15 protein-coding genes and 2 pseudogenes are annotated in these 17,546 nt (G+C 40.7%); 13 read left to right on the plus strand and 4 right to left on the minus strand.

What is annotated here, in order from left to right; all coding sequences use genetic code 11:
* The 3 genes from dnaA to N8A86_RS00015 are packed head-to-tail and all read left to right on the plus strand — an operon-like array spanning position 1 to position 2,627.
* Positions 1-1,425 carry a chromosomal replication initiator protein DnaA gene (gene dnaA / locus N8A86_RS00005; RefSeq protein ID WP_273567198.1) on the plus strand — a complete coding sequence of 475 codons (1,425 nt, stop codon included), beginning with the start codon at positions 1-3 and terminating at the stop codon, positions 1,423-1,425.
* A 6-nt stretch (positions 1,426-1,431) separates the two neighbouring features.
* On the plus strand, positions 1,432-1,899 hold the full coding sequence (locus N8A86_RS00010) for a low molecular weight protein-tyrosine-phosphatase (RefSeq protein ID WP_273567199.1): 468 nt from the start codon (positions 1,432-1,434) through the stop codon (positions 1,897-1,899).
* 2 nt (positions 1,900-1,901) lie between these two features.
* Positions 1,902-2,627, plus strand: coding sequence for an SAM-dependent methyltransferase (locus N8A86_RS00015; protein WP_273567200.1), 726 nt, complete (start codon positions 1,902-1,904; stop codon positions 2,625-2,627).
* A 56-nt stretch (positions 2,628-2,683) separates the two neighbouring features.
* Here the strand turns inward: N8A86_RS00015 and N8A86_RS00020 are convergent, their stop codons facing one another.
* The 4 genes and pseudogenes from N8A86_RS00020 to dapF form a co-directional block, all read right to left on the minus strand.
* Entirely contained in the window at positions 2,684-3,310 is a 627-nt protein-coding gene (locus tag N8A86_RS00020; protein WP_273567201.1) for a hypothetical protein, read from the minus strand.
* 149 nt (positions 3,311-3,459) lie between these two features.
* The gene (mltG, locus tag N8A86_RS00025) at positions 3,460-4,503 is read right to left on the minus strand and encodes an endolytic transglycosylase MltG (RefSeq protein ID WP_273567202.1); all 1,044 of its coding nucleotides are present in this window, start codon (positions 4,501-4,503) and stop codon (positions 3,460-3,462) included.
* Positions 4,503-5,027, minus strand: coding sequence for a GNAT family N-acetyltransferase (locus tag N8A86_RS00030; RefSeq protein WP_273567203.1), 525 nt, complete (start codon positions 5,025-5,027; stop codon positions 4,503-4,505). Before N8A86_RS00030 ends, mltG begins: the two co-directional genes overlap by 1 nt.
* A pseudogene (gene dapF, locus N8A86_RS00035) lies at positions 5,021-5,796 on the minus strand (diaminopimelate epimerase). Before dapF ends, N8A86_RS00030 begins: the two are co-directional and overlap by 7 nt.
* Before the next feature lie 140 nt (positions 5,797-5,936).
* Here dapF and N8A86_RS00040 point away from each other — a divergent pair.
* The 10 genes and pseudogenes from N8A86_RS00040 to N8A86_RS00080 all read left to right on the plus strand — a co-directional run bounded on the left by N8A86_RS00040 (position 5,937) and on the right by N8A86_RS00080 (position 17,543).
* Positions 5,937-6,989, plus strand: coding sequence for a S1C family serine protease (locus tag N8A86_RS00040; RefSeq protein ID WP_337251705.1), 1,053 nt, complete (start codon positions 5,937-5,939; stop codon positions 6,987-6,989).
* On the plus strand, positions 6,958-7,335 hold the full coding sequence (locus tag N8A86_RS21285) for a hypothetical protein (RefSeq protein ID WP_337251706.1): 378 nt from the start codon (positions 6,958-6,960) through the stop codon (positions 7,333-7,335). Before N8A86_RS00040 ends, N8A86_RS21285 begins: the two co-directional genes overlap by 32 nt.
* 121 nt (positions 7,336-7,456) lie before the next feature.
* The gene (locus tag N8A86_RS00045) at positions 7,457-8,905 is read left to right on the plus strand and encodes a glyceraldehyde-3-phosphate dehydrogenase (RefSeq protein WP_273567204.1); all 1,449 of its coding nucleotides are present in this window, start codon (positions 7,457-7,459) and stop codon (positions 8,903-8,905) included.
* A 146-nt stretch (positions 8,906-9,051) separates the two neighbouring features.
* Entirely contained in the window at positions 9,052-9,672 is a 621-nt protein-coding gene (locus N8A86_RS00050) for a tRNA (guanine-N1)-methyltransferase (protein ID WP_273567205.1), read from the plus strand.
* 38 nt (positions 9,673-9,710) lie between these two features.
* The gene (locus N8A86_RS00055; RefSeq protein WP_273567206.1) at positions 9,711-10,154 is read left to right on the plus strand and encodes a GNAT family N-acetyltransferase; all 444 of its coding nucleotides are present in this window, start codon (positions 9,711-9,713) and stop codon (positions 10,152-10,154) included.
* Positions 10,155-10,172: 18 nt separating this feature from the next.
* Entirely contained in the window at positions 10,173-10,847 is a 675-nt protein-coding gene (gene trmD, locus N8A86_RS00060) for a tRNA (guanosine(37)-N1)-methyltransferase TrmD (protein ID WP_273567207.1), read from the plus strand.
* Between the two features lie 141 nt (positions 10,848-10,988).
* Positions 10,989-11,339: a 50S ribosomal protein L19 gene (rplS, locus tag N8A86_RS00065; protein ID WP_273567208.1), complete on the plus strand. Its 351-nt coding sequence runs from the start codon at positions 10,989-10,991 to the stop codon at positions 11,337-11,339.
* A 677-nt stretch (positions 11,340-12,016) separates the two neighbouring features.
* Positions 12,017-14,236 (plus strand): NADP-dependent isocitrate dehydrogenase, encoded by a 2,220-nt coding sequence (locus tag N8A86_RS00070; protein ID WP_273567209.1) that lies wholly within the window; start codon positions 12,017-12,019, stop codon positions 14,234-14,236.
* A 233-nt stretch (positions 14,237-14,469) separates the two neighbouring features.
* Positions 14,470-16,727 (plus strand): annotated as a pseudogene (locus N8A86_RS00075) (TonB-dependent receptor).
* A gap of 3 nt (positions 16,728-16,730) precedes the next feature.
* Entirely contained in the window at positions 16,731-17,543 is an 813-nt protein-coding gene (locus N8A86_RS00080; RefSeq protein WP_273567210.1) for a DUF4249 family protein, read from the plus strand.
* Positions 17,544-17,546: the final 3 nt, after the last annotated feature.

Below are 17,546 nucleotides of genomic sequence, written 5' to 3' on the forward strand. Positions count from 1 at the left end.
ATGAGTGTGACTGCTAATTCCGTATGGAACAATTGCTTGGCTTTTATCAAAGATAATATCCAGCCGCAGGCATTCAAAACGTGGTTTGAGCCCATCAAGCCTGTTAAGCTTTCCGAAAACGCCTTAAGCATACAAGTACCGAGCAAATTCTTTTACGAATGGCTCGAAGAACATTATGTGAAAATCTTAAAAGTCGCCCTGACACGCGAACTCGGTGAAACGGCCAAATTGGTCTATATCATTCGTATGGAGAACACCTATGGTAATCGAGAGCCCTTTACCGAAAAAATACCCAGTTCAAATCGAAGTGGTATGACCCCACAAGAAATGGACGTCCCTATTAAATCAAAAAATCCTGAGCTTAGGAACCCTTTTGTAATCCCTGGAATCCGAAATATTAAAATCGAATCGCAGCTCAATCCGAATTATAATTTTGAAAACTTTTTAGAAGGCGATTCGAACCGTTTGGCTCGTTCTGCCGGTATGGCCGTAGCGAACAAACCGGGTGGTACATCGTTCAATCCTTTATTGGTATTCGGGGGCGTAGGATTGGGAAAAACCCATTTGGCCCATGCCATTGGGGTTGAGATAAAGGATAAATATCCTGAAAGAACGGTACTTTATATTTCTGCGGAAAAATTTACGCAACAGTACATCGAATCGGTCAAAAAAAATACCCGAAATGATTTTATACATTTTTATCAATTGATCGATGTGTTGATTATTGATGACGTACAGTTTCTTTCCGGAAAGTCGGGAACGCAAGACGTCTTCTTCCATATTTTCAATCATCTACATCAAAATGGAAAGCAGGTTATATTGACATCAGATAAAGCACCTGTCGATATGCAAGATATCGAGCAAAGACTTCTTTCCCGCTTTAAATGGGGACTTTCGGCAGAATTGCAAAATCCGGATTATGAAACCCGTATTTCCATCCTAAAAAATAAATTGTACCGAGACGGCGTGGAGATGCCCGATGATATTATCGAATATGTCGCCAAACATATAAAAACCAATATTCGAGAACTTGAAGGTGCCATCATATCACTCATCGCACAATCTTCATTCAACAAAAAAGAGGTGACCTTGGAACTCGCCCAGCATGTGGTAGAAAAATTTGTAAAGAATACCAAGCGCGAAGTTTCCATAGATTACATTCAAAAAGTGGTCTCGGACTATTTCGAAATGGATGTTGCCACATTACAGTCAAAAACAAGAAAGAGACATATCGTTCAAGCAAGGCAGCTGGCAATGTTCTTTGCCAAAAAGTTTACGAAAGCTTCTTTGGCAAGTATCGGTTCTCAAATCGGAAAACGCGATCATGCCACCGTACTTCATGCTTGTAAAACGGTTGATAACCTCGCTGAAACCGATAAGCAGTTTCGCAAGTATATTGACGACTTGACCAAAAAATTCTCTTAAATCTTAATGCCTGTCAAAATTTTGATGGTTTGTCTCGGTAACATCTGTAGGTCGCCATTGGCCGAGGGTATTCTTCAAAGCAAGGTAGACACTAGTGCAGTATACGTCGATTCGGCTGGCACAGGAGGATATCATATAGGCAATCCGCCCGATAAAAGAAGTATTGCCGTCGCATCTAAATACGGACTCGATATTTCGCACCAGCGGTGTCGTCAAGTCACTAGGGAAGATTTCGAGAACTTCGATATTATCTACGCCATGGACAGGAATAATTATTTAAGCCTGATCCACATGGCCGAAAACGAAGGCCAAATTTCGAAAGTACGACTGCTTTTGGAGGAAGTCTCGATTGGAACCAGCGAAGTGCCCGATCCCTACTATGGTGGCAAAGATGGTTTTGAAAAGATATTTACGATGATAAATGATGCCTGTGATGCCGTTGCCCTGCGGTTGAAAACCAGGAATATAAACTGACCATGACCAAAAACGACAAAAAAACATTGGGCAAACTCTACCTGATCCCTTCTACTTTAGGTGATAATGAACCCTTGGAGGTATTGCCGATTTCTATCAAAAGAGTAATTGAAAGTGTCGATTATTACATCGTCGAAAATGAAAAAACGGCACGTAGGTTCATCAAAAAAATAAGCCCGAGAAAATCACAACCAAGTCTTCATTTAGAGGTATTGAACAAATATACCGAACCAGAAAGCATTCCATCGTACCTGACGCCTTGTTACGAGGGTTTCAATATTGGGGTGCTATCTGAAGCAGGTTGCCCCGGAATCGCCGACCCCGGAGCTGAAGTCGTCAAGGTTGCCCACGAAAAAGGAATTCAGGTCGTTCCGTTGGTCGGGCCATCTTCTATCTTTATGGCACTTATGGCAAGTGGCCTTAATGGTCAAAGTTTTGCCTTCAATGGATATCTGCCGATTGATATTTCGGAACGTAAAAAAGCAATCAAGAAGCTTGAAAAAATATCCATAGATCAACAGCAATCGCAAATATTCATTGAAACACCCTATAGAAATGATAAGTTGCTTGCCGATTTATTGAAAAACCTCGCTCAAAGCACTAAACTATGTATTGCCTGTGATATTACCTTGTCCACCGAATACATTCTGACTTTACCTATCTCGGCATGGAAAAAAATAACGTTGGATCTGCACAAAAGACCCGCTATTTTTATCATTCAAGGATAAAATAAACCCCGATGTTTCCATCAGGGTCTATCCATTTTCATATGTATATAATTATCTTAGACTTTCGGATTCCGCTTGGGAGAGACATGTGACACGTCATATCCCGAAAACTTTTTGAGGTATTTAGCGATGGTCGTACCATAGGCATCGGCCACATCAATCTGTCCGTAAGACCTCAAGTATTTTTTCACATTACCGGCACCGGCCAAATGAGCAGCAGCCAACATACCAGACTCCGTGATTTTGGTGCCGCCTATATACTTTCCGACGAAGCGGTCAATGTCACGTCGAAGTATCCATTTATTGCGGGCGATATTGGTATGAAATACCTTTTCTTGTAATTCAGGATTATTCAAAAAATAGGTAGAATTATAAACCCCCATTAATTGAAGGGTTCCAATTCCGAATTGATATTTTCCCAAATACCCTAAGGTATTGATGGAAAAATAATCACCTCGAGACTCCTTAAAGGCCAAAGCCTCTTTAAAGCCAATGTACGAACTTCCCAAAAAGGGAGGCGCAACGATTGTAGTAGCAATAGGAGTCTCATATTTGGGGTACGAGAACTCAGTAGGTTCAGTTACCTTAAGAGTCTCGGGCACTTCGACTTTTGAAGTATACCTGAAACTCATTAAGATGAGGAGCATGATAAGAGAACTGAAAAAAATGACACATCTTCTCATATCTCTGTTTTTCATAAGACTCACCAAAAAATAATGGTAAGCTTATATTTCACATGACAAAGATACGTTCGTATTGAAAGGCTGGCCTTCACGCTTGTGTTAAAAATATCTAATATTTGTTAACAAGTCTTAAAATAGCGATAAAAGGACTATCTGTTTATTTTCTGGGCGTTTATCCACTGGATGTACTGCACCTTATTGCGGTTATGCTGCGCAATGGTCTTGGCAAATTTGTGATAGCCGAAGTCTTCTACGTTGGCCACCATATAGTAGTATTCATGTTTTTCAGGTTTCAGAACAGCGTCTATCGCTGACATATCGGGCATCGTTATCGGGCCAGGAGGCACACCTGCGTATTTATAGGTATTATACGGCGAGTCGAGTTCGAGGTCTTTGTAAAGTACTCTTTTAATGACCGTATCGAAATTTCCCGAATATTTTTTTATGGCATATATCACCGTGGGGTCGGCCTGTAACAACATTCCGGATTTTAGACGGTTTAAATAAAGTCCGGCCACACGTGGGCGTTCCTCCACTTTTGCCGTTTCTTTGTGTACAATGGATGCAAGGGCAACAACCCCTTCTGGGGTCATTCCCATTTCCTTTGCCTTGGTAAGGCGCTCTTCGTTCCAAAAGCGCTTGTATTCGGCCAACATGCGATCTCTGAACTTATCGGCCGAAGTATTCCAAAAAAATTCATAGCTGTTCGGCAAGTACATGCTCAATTTATTATCCTCGTTGAAACCATTGCCTTCGAAAAAAGACGGATCTTCGAAGGATGCCAATAAGCTCAAGCTATCTGCTTCTATTTGACCTGCGATTCGCCCGGCAAGATCCTTTAGGGTCTCTTGATTATTGAAAGCCACCTTGACCGGTATATTATTGGCGCGAAGAGAATTAATAATATCATTATTGTTCATTCCCTTTTTGATGGCATATTTTCCACCTTTGATATTCCCTGTATATCCTTTTCTTTCGGCCACTTTTTCGAAAGAAGCCATATCTGCCAATAGCGGTTCAAGTGTTTTTTTTACTTCATCGAAAGTAGCATCCGTAGGAATATAGATAAACGCTTCATCATTATTGAATTTTGTATTCGGCGAGAATATGGCATCATAGACATTATAGGCAAAAAATCCGCCAACTACCAACCCTAGGAGGGCCACAATCAATATAATTTTTTTGATATACATCAGGATTTTATTTTTTGGAACAATAGTTCATTTTTATAGCCTACATTCGAGTAGATCCAGTCTTTCTTGGTACCGACTTCCTCGAATCCGAGCTTTTTAAACAAATGGATACTAGCAGCATTATCTTCCATCACATTGGCATAGATCTGATGTAATTGCAGTGCGGAGAAAGCATAATCTACAAGTAAGGATATAGCCTCGGCTCCTACCCCTTTGTTGCGTTCTTTTTCTTCAAGGACCACAAGGCCGAGACCAGCCCGGTGGTTTTTTGGGTCAAAATCAAAAAGGTCGATAAGACCGATGACACTATTTTTTAGGTTGCAGATACATAAACGTAACTGCTTGACATCAAAAATGTCGCGATGCGCATTATCAAGATAGAGTTTTAGCACGTGCTTTGAAAAAGGGGTCACCGTATTACTGATTTCCCAAATCGCGGTATTGTTCTCCAATTGATACAAAAATTCGAGATCATCAGGCTCAAGAGCCCTCAAATAAATATGTTCGCCTTTTAGTGTCAACAATCGATTTCTCCTTTAAAGACCTGTTTTACAGGTCCTATTAAAAAAATATTCCGATACTTTTCATTTTCAACGTCAAAAGTGACCTGCAGATTTCCGCCAAGTGTATGTACAGTTATAGTTTGGCTATCCGTTTTTCCTGAATTATGCATCGCTAAGGCCACCGCGGTGACTCCGGTACCACATGACAAGGTCTCATCTTCGACACCACGCTCGTAGGTGCGCACCGAAAAAGTGCCATCATCTTCGGGTTTTACGAAATTGATATTGCTTCCGTTTTGCCCATAGAGTCCGTATCGTATTTTTTTCCTTCTTTGTATACCTTAAATCTTTCCAAGTCGTCCACAATCTGAACATGATGCGGTGATCCGGTATTCAAAAATAGGGCCTTGGGTTTGGTCTTGATTTCTTCTACATCTTGCATTTGAAGGCTGACTTCTTCCTGCTCTATTGTGGCCTTGTGCAATCCGTCAACGGCATTAAAAGTGGCATGATTTGAAACTATCCCCAAATAATTCGCAAAGGCCATGGCACATCTCCCCCCGTTACCACACATGCTACCCTCGTTTCCATCTGAATTAAAATACACCATTTTAAAATCTGACATTTGGTCATTTTGCAATAATATAAGGCCATCCGCACCAATGCCAAATTTTCTGTTGCACAAAAAAGAGACCAGTTTAGTATCGTTTTTGGGGAAAAAGTCAGTACGATTATCGACCATTATAAAGTCGTTTCCCGTACCCTGGTATTTATAAAAAGTAAGTCTCATCTTCAAAATAGAACCACAAAGATATGACTTTATTTAAGGATTTTTTAGCAGTTAAAAACTCGTTAAACTACAAAACTGGGATGCAAAAAAAGTTAATTTTACATTGTCAACATTTGAAAATCCAAATTCGTTCAATAAATATGAAAAAAATAACAAGTTCACTATTGATTGCCATTTTTGCAGGTGCAATCACCCTTGGGGCCTACAAGCTTTTCTTCGAAAATACGAATTATGCCATTTTATCGAATGACGATAGTGGCCCTACGTTTACCACAAGTCTTAAGCCGACATCGGCGAAAGGCGCCGGAATCAATGAGATAGATTTTACGGCTGCGGCAGAGAATACGGTTAACGCCGTGGTACACGTAAAAAATGTAACCCTTAGCCAAGGGCCAAGCAATCCGTTGGAATTTATTTTTGGTTCTGGGCAAAATGCTCGGCCACAAGTAGGGACAGGCTCTGGAGTCATTATTACTTCAGATGGTTACATCGTAACGAACAACCACGTGGTGGACAACGCAAGTCAATTGCAGGTTACCTTGAATAATAATAAAACATATGATGCAGAGTTTATTGGTGCCGACCCAAACTCCGATATTGCATTACTTAAAATTGATGCTGAAAGTAAACTACCCTATCTTGCTTTTGGGAATTCGGATAATGCCAAGATCGGTGAATGGGTCTTGGCCGTTGGAAACCCATTTAATCTTACCTCTACCGTAACGGCAGGAATTGTAAGTGCAAAGGCAAGAAATCTTGATCCTAGAAGGGGTCAATCTTTCATACAAACCGATGCGGCCGTAAATCCGGGAAACAGTGGTGGTGCTTTGGTAAATACCAATGGAGATTTGATAGGAATCAATACGGCCATTACCTCGCGAACAGGATCCTATGTGGGGTATTCTTTTGCCGTACCCAGCAACATTGCCAAAAAAGTGGTCGACGACATCATGGAATACGGTAATGTGCAGAAGGCATTTTTAGGGATTTCTTCAATTCCACTAAACACAAAGGATGCCATTGAGAAAGGAGTCAACGACATCGACGGTGTTTTTGTGGCCTACGTCCAAGATGATTCCGGAGCTATGGATGCTGGATTCGTTGAAGGGGATATCATAAAACAAGTGGACAATATTAAGGTTCGAAAGTTTGCCGAACTCAATGGGTATATTTCTTCCAAAAGACCAGGGTGATAAAATCAATGTTGCTTTTGAACGAGATGGATATATCAAAGAAGTTATGGTCACCCTGAAGAAAAAACAAACCTTGGAGGTACCTGTAATGGGCCTTACCGTTAAAGATTTGACCGATGATGACAAGAAAAAGTTTAAGGTTAAGAAGGGTGTAAAAATTGTAGATGTTCCTGAACTATATAATGATTATGGTCTCGAGGGCAAAGTACTATTATCCGTCGACAATGAGGAAATAAATGATATTCAAGAAGCCTATGAACTGTTCGGCCAAATTTCCAGATACGGAAAGACCGTAATAACGATGGTCAACGAAAAAGGAGAAAGGGAAAGACTTATCTTTCAATAAAAAGGTTTTGGCCTAAAAAGAAAAACGCCCCTAAAATGGGGGCGTTTTTCTTTTTGGTTTTACCAACGAAAACCTTTGAAATAGCTACTTTTGTAGCGATAGAAAACTTTTAACCAAAGTAATGGCATCGATAAAATCATACGAAAAAGAACTAGCCTTTCAGGCAGACCGTAGAAAGGCAACAACCGAATTCATTAAGATTACCAGCGATTTGTGGTATGACAAATCCATCGAGATCGTACTCTTTAAGAACCAGGTTATTGATAAAAATGTCAGTGATATTATAAATCTCCACGAATATGCAGGTGAATTTGTTCAAAAACCCATCTCAATTTTTGATTCTGTCGAGTTGCTTCGGGCTATTAATGATATAAAACTACCACCTTCAAAACTCGACATTGGAAAATTGACCTACGAATACCATTCCGATGATAATAATTTCAATGATGTCAAGGCCTTTGTATTGGACAAATTGCAGAATGCCGATGAAACCGCAGGTATCAAACCAAAAGACGTGGTGCTCTATGGATTTGGAAGAATTGGTAGACTCTTGGCGCGAGAATTGATGGCAAAGACGGGTAAAGGCAATCAATTGAGATTGAGGGCCATCGTTACAAGAGGAGGAAATGACGTCGAGACGCTTGAAAAAAGAGCCAATTTACTTAGAATCGATTCGGTTCATGGCCAGTTCATGGGTACTGTTGATATCGATTTGAAAAGAAATGCATTATTGATAAACGGAACCACCGTTCATATGATCAACGCAAATAATCCTGAGGATATCGATTATTCGCAATTCGGAATTTCAGATGCCCTTATCATTGACAATACAGGTGCTTTTAGAACCAAAGAAGAACTTGGTAGGCACCTAAAGGCCAAAGGGGCAAGTCAAGTACTGCTAACGGCTCCCGGAAAAGAAGTACCGAATATTGTTCATGGCGTAAACCATAAGGATTATAACCCTGATAAAACGAAAATCTACTCGGCGGCTTCATGCACTACCAATGCCATTACCCCTATTTTAAAGGTAGTTGAAGATTCACTGGGAATAAAGAAAGGTCATCTTGAAACGATACACGCCTACACCAACGACCAGAACCTGGTCGACAATATGCACGGCAAATACCGACGTGGAAGGGCGGCGGCACTGAATATGGTCATTACAGAGACCGGTGCGGGTGAAGCTGTTTCCAAGGCTTTGCCATCTTTAAAAGGTAAACTTACCTCTAATGCGATACGTGTTCCCGTGCCCAATGGTTCATTAGCGATACTAAATCTCGAAATCAAGAATAAAACCTCGTTGGACGGTGTTAACACCATGCTAAAGAAGTATGCGTTAGAAGGTGATTTGGTGGAGCAAATCAAATATTCTTTAAGCAAAGAAATGGTATCCACGGATATTGTGGGTACTTCGGCTCCATCAATTTACGATAGTAAGGCGACTATTGTGTCCGATAATGGAAAAAATATAGTATTGTATATATGGTATGACAACGAATATGGATATTCGCATCAGGTAATCCGCTTGGCCAAATATATTGCCAAAGTTCGAAGGTTCACTTACTATTAGGGTTTTTAATTTCAGCTTGTGAAAGCTATCTTACAACCCCTAATATCCCTTGAAAAGCAACCTTCTTTTCGATTTTTTTCTTAATTGATAATATTGGATTACTTTAGTCTTCTCTAAATCGTTTTTTAATACATAAGACCTAATAAATGAAAGTTTTAAGACTACTCTTCATTGTGGTTTCCTTGCTGGCATTCAACCTACAATATGCACAGGAAGCGGAACAGACAGAAATCCTCACCTTGGACGGTGGAAGCATAAACAGCCAATTCGAATTTGTTTATAAAAAATCGGGCAATTATAGGGCCGAAGGAAAAAAATATGAAGTTGTAAGGACTATATCGCTTGACAAACTACGTCAGAATGTGCTCGACACACTGAAAGTTTATAGTGGGAAAGAAGCCGAGCTAAAGGGAACAATTGCCGGTCATGAGACCACCATTTCAGGTTTGAACAAAAAACTTGCTGAGACTACAAACAATCTGGCATCGGTTACCGAAGAAAAAGACAGCATGTCGTTCTTAGGGATCCTTGTGTCGAAAATCACCTACAATACTATTCTCTGGTCCATCATAGCGGGCTTATTGGCCTTGACCTTGTTCTTCATGTTCAAGTTCAGAAAAAGCAACGTGCTTACACAAGAGGCCAAATCAAACCTATCCGAACTGGAAAGCGAATATGAGGATCATAGGCGTCGGGCGCTTGAAAGAGAGCAGAAAATCAGCCGGCAGCTGCAAGACGAAATCAACAAATACAAAAAAGCAAAATAAGAAAGAAGCTCCTCACGGGGCTTTTTTTAGCTTCAGTCATGATCGAAATTATCAAAGTCGACAAAACCTATTTAGACGATATTGCCCCTTTATTCGATGCCTATCGCATTTTTTACGGTCAAAACAGCGATGTGCCTGCTGCAAGAATATTTCTTACTGAAAGGATGGACAAAAGGGAAAGTGTACTCTTTTTGGCCCACCATAAAGGAATTCCTGCCGGGTTTACCCAGCTATACACCACATTCTCGTCGGTCACATTGCAGCCTGTATATATTTTAAACGATTTGTATGTGGATGTAAAGTATCGAAAAATGGGTATCGGGGAAGCATTGCTTGAAAAGGGCAAAACTTTTTGTAAATCAAAAGGATACAAGGGTTTGGCATTGGAGACAGCCATTGATAATCCCGCACAAAAACTCTATGAGCGATTAGGTTGGGAGAAAGAATCCCATTGTTTTCACTATTTTTGGTCCGCGGAATAAATAGACTAAGACTGCCCCATGCGTATAGACATAATAACGGTACTTCCCGAGCTTTTGAAAAGTCCTTTTGAGGCCTCTATTCTAAAAAGGGCCATTGAAAAAGGGCTGGTCGAAGTACATTTTCACAATCTTAGGGACTACACGGACAAAAGCTATAATCAAGTCGATGATTATCAATTTGGTGGTGGAGCGGGCATGGTCTTGATGATAGAACCCATAGATAGATGCATCACATCTTTAAAGGCAGAACGTCAGTACGATGAAATCATCTACATGTCTCCCGATGGGGAAACCTTGAACCAAAAAATGGCCAATGGGCTATCTCTCTTGAAAAACATTGTTATCCTTTGTGGTCATTACAAAGGGGTAGATCAGCGGGTACGAGATCGGTTTGTGACCCGCGAAATATCGATTGGGGATTATGTGCTATCCGGTGGCGAACTCGGGGCGGCCGTTCTTTGCGATACGATTATTCGATTGATTCCGGGCGTATTGAATAACGAGACTTCCGCCCTGACAGATACTTTTCAAGATAATTTATTGGCTCCCCCTGTTTATACCAGACCTTCCGAATACAAAGGCATGAAGGTTCCAGAGGTATTATTAAGTGGCAATTTTCCAAAAATTGAAAAATGGCGTGAAGAGCAGGCACAGAAAAGAACGGAAAAAATGCGTCCGGATCTTTTGGAATGATGTAATGCCGTTCTTACCCTAACAAAAATTCGAGGCAAAACGCTTGTGGATTTTAATTTATAGACTATTTTTGCACACTATTAAATCAACCTCTGACGAAAATCGTGAACGTTGCTTTACGTACAATGTTAAAACAAGACCATGGATTCATTGATAAATTTCGTTGAAAACGAATTTGTTCCGAAAAAAGATTTTCCAAAATTCTCATCAGGAGATACCATTACGGTATACTATGAGATTAAGGAAGGTGAAAAAACACGTACCCAGTTTTTCAAAGGAGTCGTGATTCAGCGAAGAGGAACCGGTGCGACCGAAACTTTTACCATCCGTAAGATGTCGGGTACAGTGGGCGTAGAACGTATCTTCCCTGTAAATATGCCGGCCTTGCAGAAAGTTGAAGTAAACAAAAAAGGTAAGGTGCGTCGAGCGCGTATCTTCTATTTCAGAGGCCTTACCGGTAAAAAAGCGAGAATTAAAGAAGTTCGTTCTTAGATTTCGCAACGTATATTCTTACACTGCCTTCTATCTGATTTATCGATAGAAGGCTTTTTTATGAACAATTGTTAAAAAGTGAGGTTCATAGTATGTTGATTATTAATATGTTAAATATTTTGGTCTTCCCGAAATATTATCCTACATTGAGGTATGATTTAAAATAACTATCGGAGGATATAAGTTTTAAGTCATTATAAAGGTTACGTTCTTTATATTATTGTTCAGCTTTTTAAAATTTTGAGTCGTGACGTAAGTTGCTTCCAGTTTTTTAATAGGCGAGTATGGAATCAAAGGGCTGTCGCCTTTTGTGTTGTCCATATGGATGTTCTTCACCAAACATAGGACTTCGGTTCGATATTGGATTGAATAACATTAAGACAATGAGAAGAAATACGGAGAGTTGCTTGGTTTAATAATTAAGAACAATAATGTATTTCAAACGTTGAACAAGCGACGCAAATGCAATCAATGGTTGCCGTTTTGCCGCAAGGTAGAACAACAAGTTTGTAAGCTGTTCTAAAAAGCCATATCAATGTACTTGTACAATGATATGGCTTTTGTTTTGTAACATGTTTTCAAAACCCAAAAAACCTTCTGATATTGGGGAAATTCCTGTCTTTTGAGCGATGATAAAATTGTATATTTGCTCCGCTTAAAACAAAAGACAACCATAGATGCCGAAAATTTTCTACACCAAAACTGATGAGGCTCCTGCTCTGGCCACTGAATCTTTTCTTCCCATTGTAAAGGCCTATACCAAAACATCCGGTATCGCCATTGAGACAAAGGATATTTCCTTGGCAGGTCGCATTATAGCAACTTTCCCAGACTTTTTGAACGATTCACAAAGAATATCAAATGATCTAGAGGAACTCGGAAGCAAGGCAAAAGATCCGGATGCCAATATTATCAAACTCCCGAATATAAGTGCTTCGGTTCCTCAGTTAAAGGAAGCTATTGCCGAACTGCAATCTAAAGGATATGCCTTACGCGATTATCCTGACGAACCTAATAATGATTCCGAAAAAGAGATCAAGGCACGCTATGATAAAATTAAAGGAAGTGCCGTGAACCCTGTACTGCGTGAAGGCAATTCAGATCGTCGCGCACCGAGGGCGGTCAAAAACTATGCAAAGAAAAACCCACATTCCATGGGAGCCTGGAGTCCTGATTCCAAAACCCATGTCGCTACAATGGACCATGGTGATTTCAGGTCAAACGAAAAATCCATTACCCTTAATAAAGCCACCGAAGTAAAAATAGAATTGGTCAGAAACGATGATTCAAAAATCCTACTGAAAGATAGAATAGCGTTGTTAGAAGGTGAGATTATCGATGCTACGGTTATGAATAAAAGAGCATTGGTCTCTTTTCTAAAGGAACAAATAGCCGATGCCAAAGCCAAAGGGGTCTTATTCTCTATTCACATGAAGGCCACCATGATGAAGGTATCTGACCCGATTATTTTTGGTCATGCCGTAAAAGCCTATTTTGCCGCGGTTTTTGAAAAACACGAGGCAACCTTGGATTCCATTGGAATCAATCCCAATAATGGATTAGAAACAATCTTGGGTAAACTTGATGAGCTCCCCGAAAATCAGAAATCCGAAATACTGGCAGATATCGAATCGGCAATACAGAGAGGTCCAGATTTGGCCATGGTGAATTCCGATAGGGGAATTACAAATCTGCATGTTCCCAGTGATGTCATTATCGACGCCTCCATGCCTGCCATGATTCGAAACTCTGGTCAAATGTGGAACGCCGATGGCAAATCACAAGACACCAAAGCGGTTATACCTGATAGTAGTTATGCGGGTATATATACGGCGACCATTGAATTTTGTAAAGAGCATGGGGCTTTTGACCCAAGAACTATGGGTACCGTTCCCAATGTTGGGCTTATGGCACAAAAAGCGGAAGAGTATGGTTCACATGATAAAACTTTTGAAATTTCGGATGACGGAGTCGTAAGGATCGTCGACATCAATTCAGGAAAAACACTGATTGAACATTCCGTTCAACAAGGTGATATTTGGAGAATGTGCCAAGTAAAGGACGCACCGATACGTGACTGGGTAAAACTTGCCGTTTCAAGAGCCAAGGCGAGCCAGGTACCAGCTATATTCTGGCTCGATTCGGAAAGGTCACATGACCGAGAGCTGATCAAGAAAGTTAATACGTATCTCAAGGATTTCGATATCGCAGGTCTTGAAATAGAGATTCTGTCGCCCATCGATGCTACAAAATATACATTGCGTCGACTTAAAGATGGAAAAGATACTATTTCAGTTTCCGGTAATGTGCTACGGGATTACCTCACTGACCTATTTCCGATTCTAGAAGTCGGTACCAGTGCCAAAATGTTGTCTATCGTCCCCTTGATGAACGGAGGTGGACTTTTCGAAACAGGTGCCGGTGGTTCAGCCCCCAAACACGTTGAGCAATTTTTGGAGGAAGGTCATCTTAGATGGGATTCCCTAGGGGAATTTTTGGCCTTAGGTGTTTCCTTGGAATTCTATGGTGAGAAGAACAATAACGAAAAAGCAAGGATATTGGGCGATTCTTTGGATAGTGCCACCGAAAAGTTCTTGGACAATGATAAATCCCCTTCCCGAAAAGTCATGGAATTGGATACACGGGGAAGCCATTTTTACTTAGCGCTTTATTGGGCCCAAGCCTTGGCTGCCCAAGATAAAGATGAAGAATTGAAAACAATTTTTGGAAAAGTCGCCACGGCTATGGAGGAAAACGAAGCGACCATTATTAATGAGTTGAAGGTTGCCCAAGGAAGTAAACAAGACATTGGAGGATACTATAAACCCGACACTAATCTTATGGCCATTGCAATGCGCCCCAGTACCACACTCAATCGCATTTTGGATTCCATCTAAAGGAATACAAAAAATGCAAAAAGACCTTTGCCATGGCAAAGGTCTTTTTGTTTTAAATATATGTTAACGATTTTACCACAGCCTATTTTCTATCTACATTTATAAAAAATTGCTTTTAATGGCTTACCCTAAGAAAATCGCCCTCGTTTTTTTCTTTTTTCTTTCTTTTTTCTTTTGCGCAACAACGATTTACGCTAAGCGGAACGGTTTCGGAAGCCGCAAGCAACGAGACATTGATCGGCGTCACCATTGCCATTCCAGAGCTGCGTACCGGGGTTACTACAAACGAGTATGGGTTTTATTCGATTACTCTACCTGAAGGGGAATATCAAGTTCAAGTGAGCTATTTAGGCTTTCAGGATGTCGTACAGAACATTTCGCTTTCCGAAAATAAAAAAATCAACTTTCAACTTACCGAAGAGGCGGAACAACTTGACGAGGTCATTGTCACCGAAGATGTGGAACAAATGGATATTCGCAAACCGCAGATGAGCGTGAATACGATGTCCGCTGCCACGATAAAAAAGATTCCGGTGATTCTTGGGGAGGCAGATGTAATCAAATCCATTCTATTACTTCCGGGGTTACAAATGCCGGAGAAGGTGCTTCAGGGTTCAACGTACGAGGTGGGGCCGTTGACCAAAACCTAATTTTATTGGACGAAGCCATAATCTTTAATTCTTCCCATTTATTCGGGTTCTTTTCCGTTTTTAATCCCGACGCCATCAAGGATATCAAATTGTATAAAGGTGGCATTCCGGCACGCTACGGAGGTAGAGTCTCTTCCGTACTCGATATCTTCCAGAAAGAAGGGAACAGTAAAGAGTTTCATGCGAATGGTGGTATAGGCGCTGTGGCTAGTAGATTATTGCTCGAAGGACCAATCATAAAGGACAAAGCAGCTTTTTTGATCGGTGGGCGCGGTTCGTATGCGCATCTTTTTCTTCCCTTATTTGATCAAGACAATACCGCATATTTCTATGACCTGAATACCAAGATAAATTATAATATCAACGACCGTAACAGTATCTTTTTGTCAGGGTATTTTGGAAGGGATGTTTTTGGCATCAGCGAGAGTTTTGTCAATACCTACGGGAATGCCCTGGGGAATTTTCGGTGGAACCATTTATTTTCGGACAAACTGTTTTCGAACCTATCCTTGATTTATTCGGATTATTATTATGGGTTAAAACTCGACTTCGTGGGATTCAATTGGAATTCAGGCATTCAAAATTTCAACGTGAAGTATGATCTTAAAAATTACGTGAACGATAAACTCCAGATCAATTATGGCATCAACAATATCTACTATCAGTTCAATCCCGGAAAAATTGAACCCAGTAATCCCACGTCCGGAATTGTCGAAGAACAACTGATTCAGAAATATGCCAATGAATTTGCCGCTTATATAGATGTCGAACATGATATTTCCGAGAATCTAAGCCTTGGCTACGGACTTCGATTCAGCAATTTTATCCGTTTGGGGCAAGATGAACTTAATGTATATGCGAACGACAATCCGGTATTCTATAATAGTGATCTGAAAATCTATCAGGAAGGAACCCCCATTGAAACCATTAACCCCGGTCGTAAAGGAAGCTTGGCGACCTTTAACAATTTCGAGCCTCGTTTTTCTTTGGCCTATACCCTGAATGACAATACCTCCTTTAAAACCAGTTATACCCGATTGGCGCAATATCTGCACCTACTTTCGAATACAAGTTCCCCTACCCCATTGGATGTATGGACACCAAGTGGCCCGTTTACCAAACCACAACTCTTGGATCAATACGCATTCGGATTTTTCAGGAATATCAAGAATGGTGAATATTCACTAGAATCGGAAGTGTTTTACAAAGACATTCAAAACCGAATCGATTATATCGACGGCGCCAACCTTATTGCGAATGATGCCATTGAGCAGGTTATTCTGAACGGTGAGGCCCGTGCATACGGGTTGGAATTGTTACTTCGCAAAAACGAAGGTCAATTTCAAGGGTGGTTGGCCTATACCCTATCAAAATCAGAACAACGAACACCCGGAAGAACAATTGAAGAAGTCGGCATCAATAATGGCGCATGGTACAATACTCCATATGATAAGACCCACGATATTTCATTTTATGGAAGTTATGACCTTAACGAAAAATGGAGCTTCAACACGAACTTCGTTTTTCAAACAGGACAACCCACAAATTATCCGATCGGTCAGTTTGAGTTTCAAGGGCTGACCATTCCCTATTACGGTTTGCGGAATTCAGAACGGCTTCCGGCCTATCATCGTTTAGATCTTTCCGCCACGATGACTCCGAGAAAAAACAAAAATAGAAAATGGAAGGCTGAATGGGTATTCAGCATCTATAATGCTTACAATCGACGAAACGCGGCATCGATTAATTTCAGCCGCAATCAAGATACTGGTGCCAATGAAGCAATACGAACTTCTATTTTCGGTATTGTGCCGGCCGTAACCTATAACTTTAAGTTCTAAGCGATGAGAAAACTAGTTTTATTCTTTTTATTTCTGGGCTTTTTATTTGGATGCCAAGACGTCATCGAAGTTGAAGTACCGACCGATTCTCCGCGTTTGGTAATCGACGCAGTAGTACGTATAGATGATCTGGAACAATCGAATACGATACTAACGGTAAAGGCTAGCGAAACCAGTTCCTTCTTCGGGGAAATAACCCCTGCACAACTGAACACTATTTTAATCGAAAATTCCGCTTCGAATTTCAGTATGGTTTTAGTGGAGGAGGTAGCTGGTTCGGGAATATATTTAGCTGAAGTTCCCACCACCGAATTGACGGCTGGTCCGCTGCGGCTATCCATCGATTATAATGGACAATCATATCAAGCGGAGACTTCATTCGTACCCTCGGTACCTATCGATGAATTACGCCAAGGAACCACAACCTTGTTCGGTGATGAAACTGAAATCATCCTCTCATTTACCGATATACCCGATAGCGTTGATTTTTATCTTTTTGACTTTGATTTTGACCAATACTTGGTTTCCGAAGATACGTTCTACCCTGGGCAGTCCTTTCAGTTTTCATACTTCTATGATGAAGACCTAGAACCTCAGAATATCGTGAACGTTAGTATCCTTGGAATTGACGAACAATTTTATAATTACATGAACCAGGTTATTGTTCAAAGTGGAGGTGACCAAGGACCATTTCAGACCCCATCGGCCACGGTTAAAGGAAACATTGTAAATAACACAGACCCTGAAAATTTTGCCTTAGGTTATTTTGCGGTTTGTCAGACCTTCACCGAATCATTGGAAATAGCGGAAAACTAAAGC

The sequence above is a fragment of the Maribacter halichondriae genome (assembly GCF_027474825.1).
Lineage (GTDB): Bacteria > Bacteroidota > Bacteroidia > Flavobacteriales > Flavobacteriaceae > Meishania > Meishania halichondriae.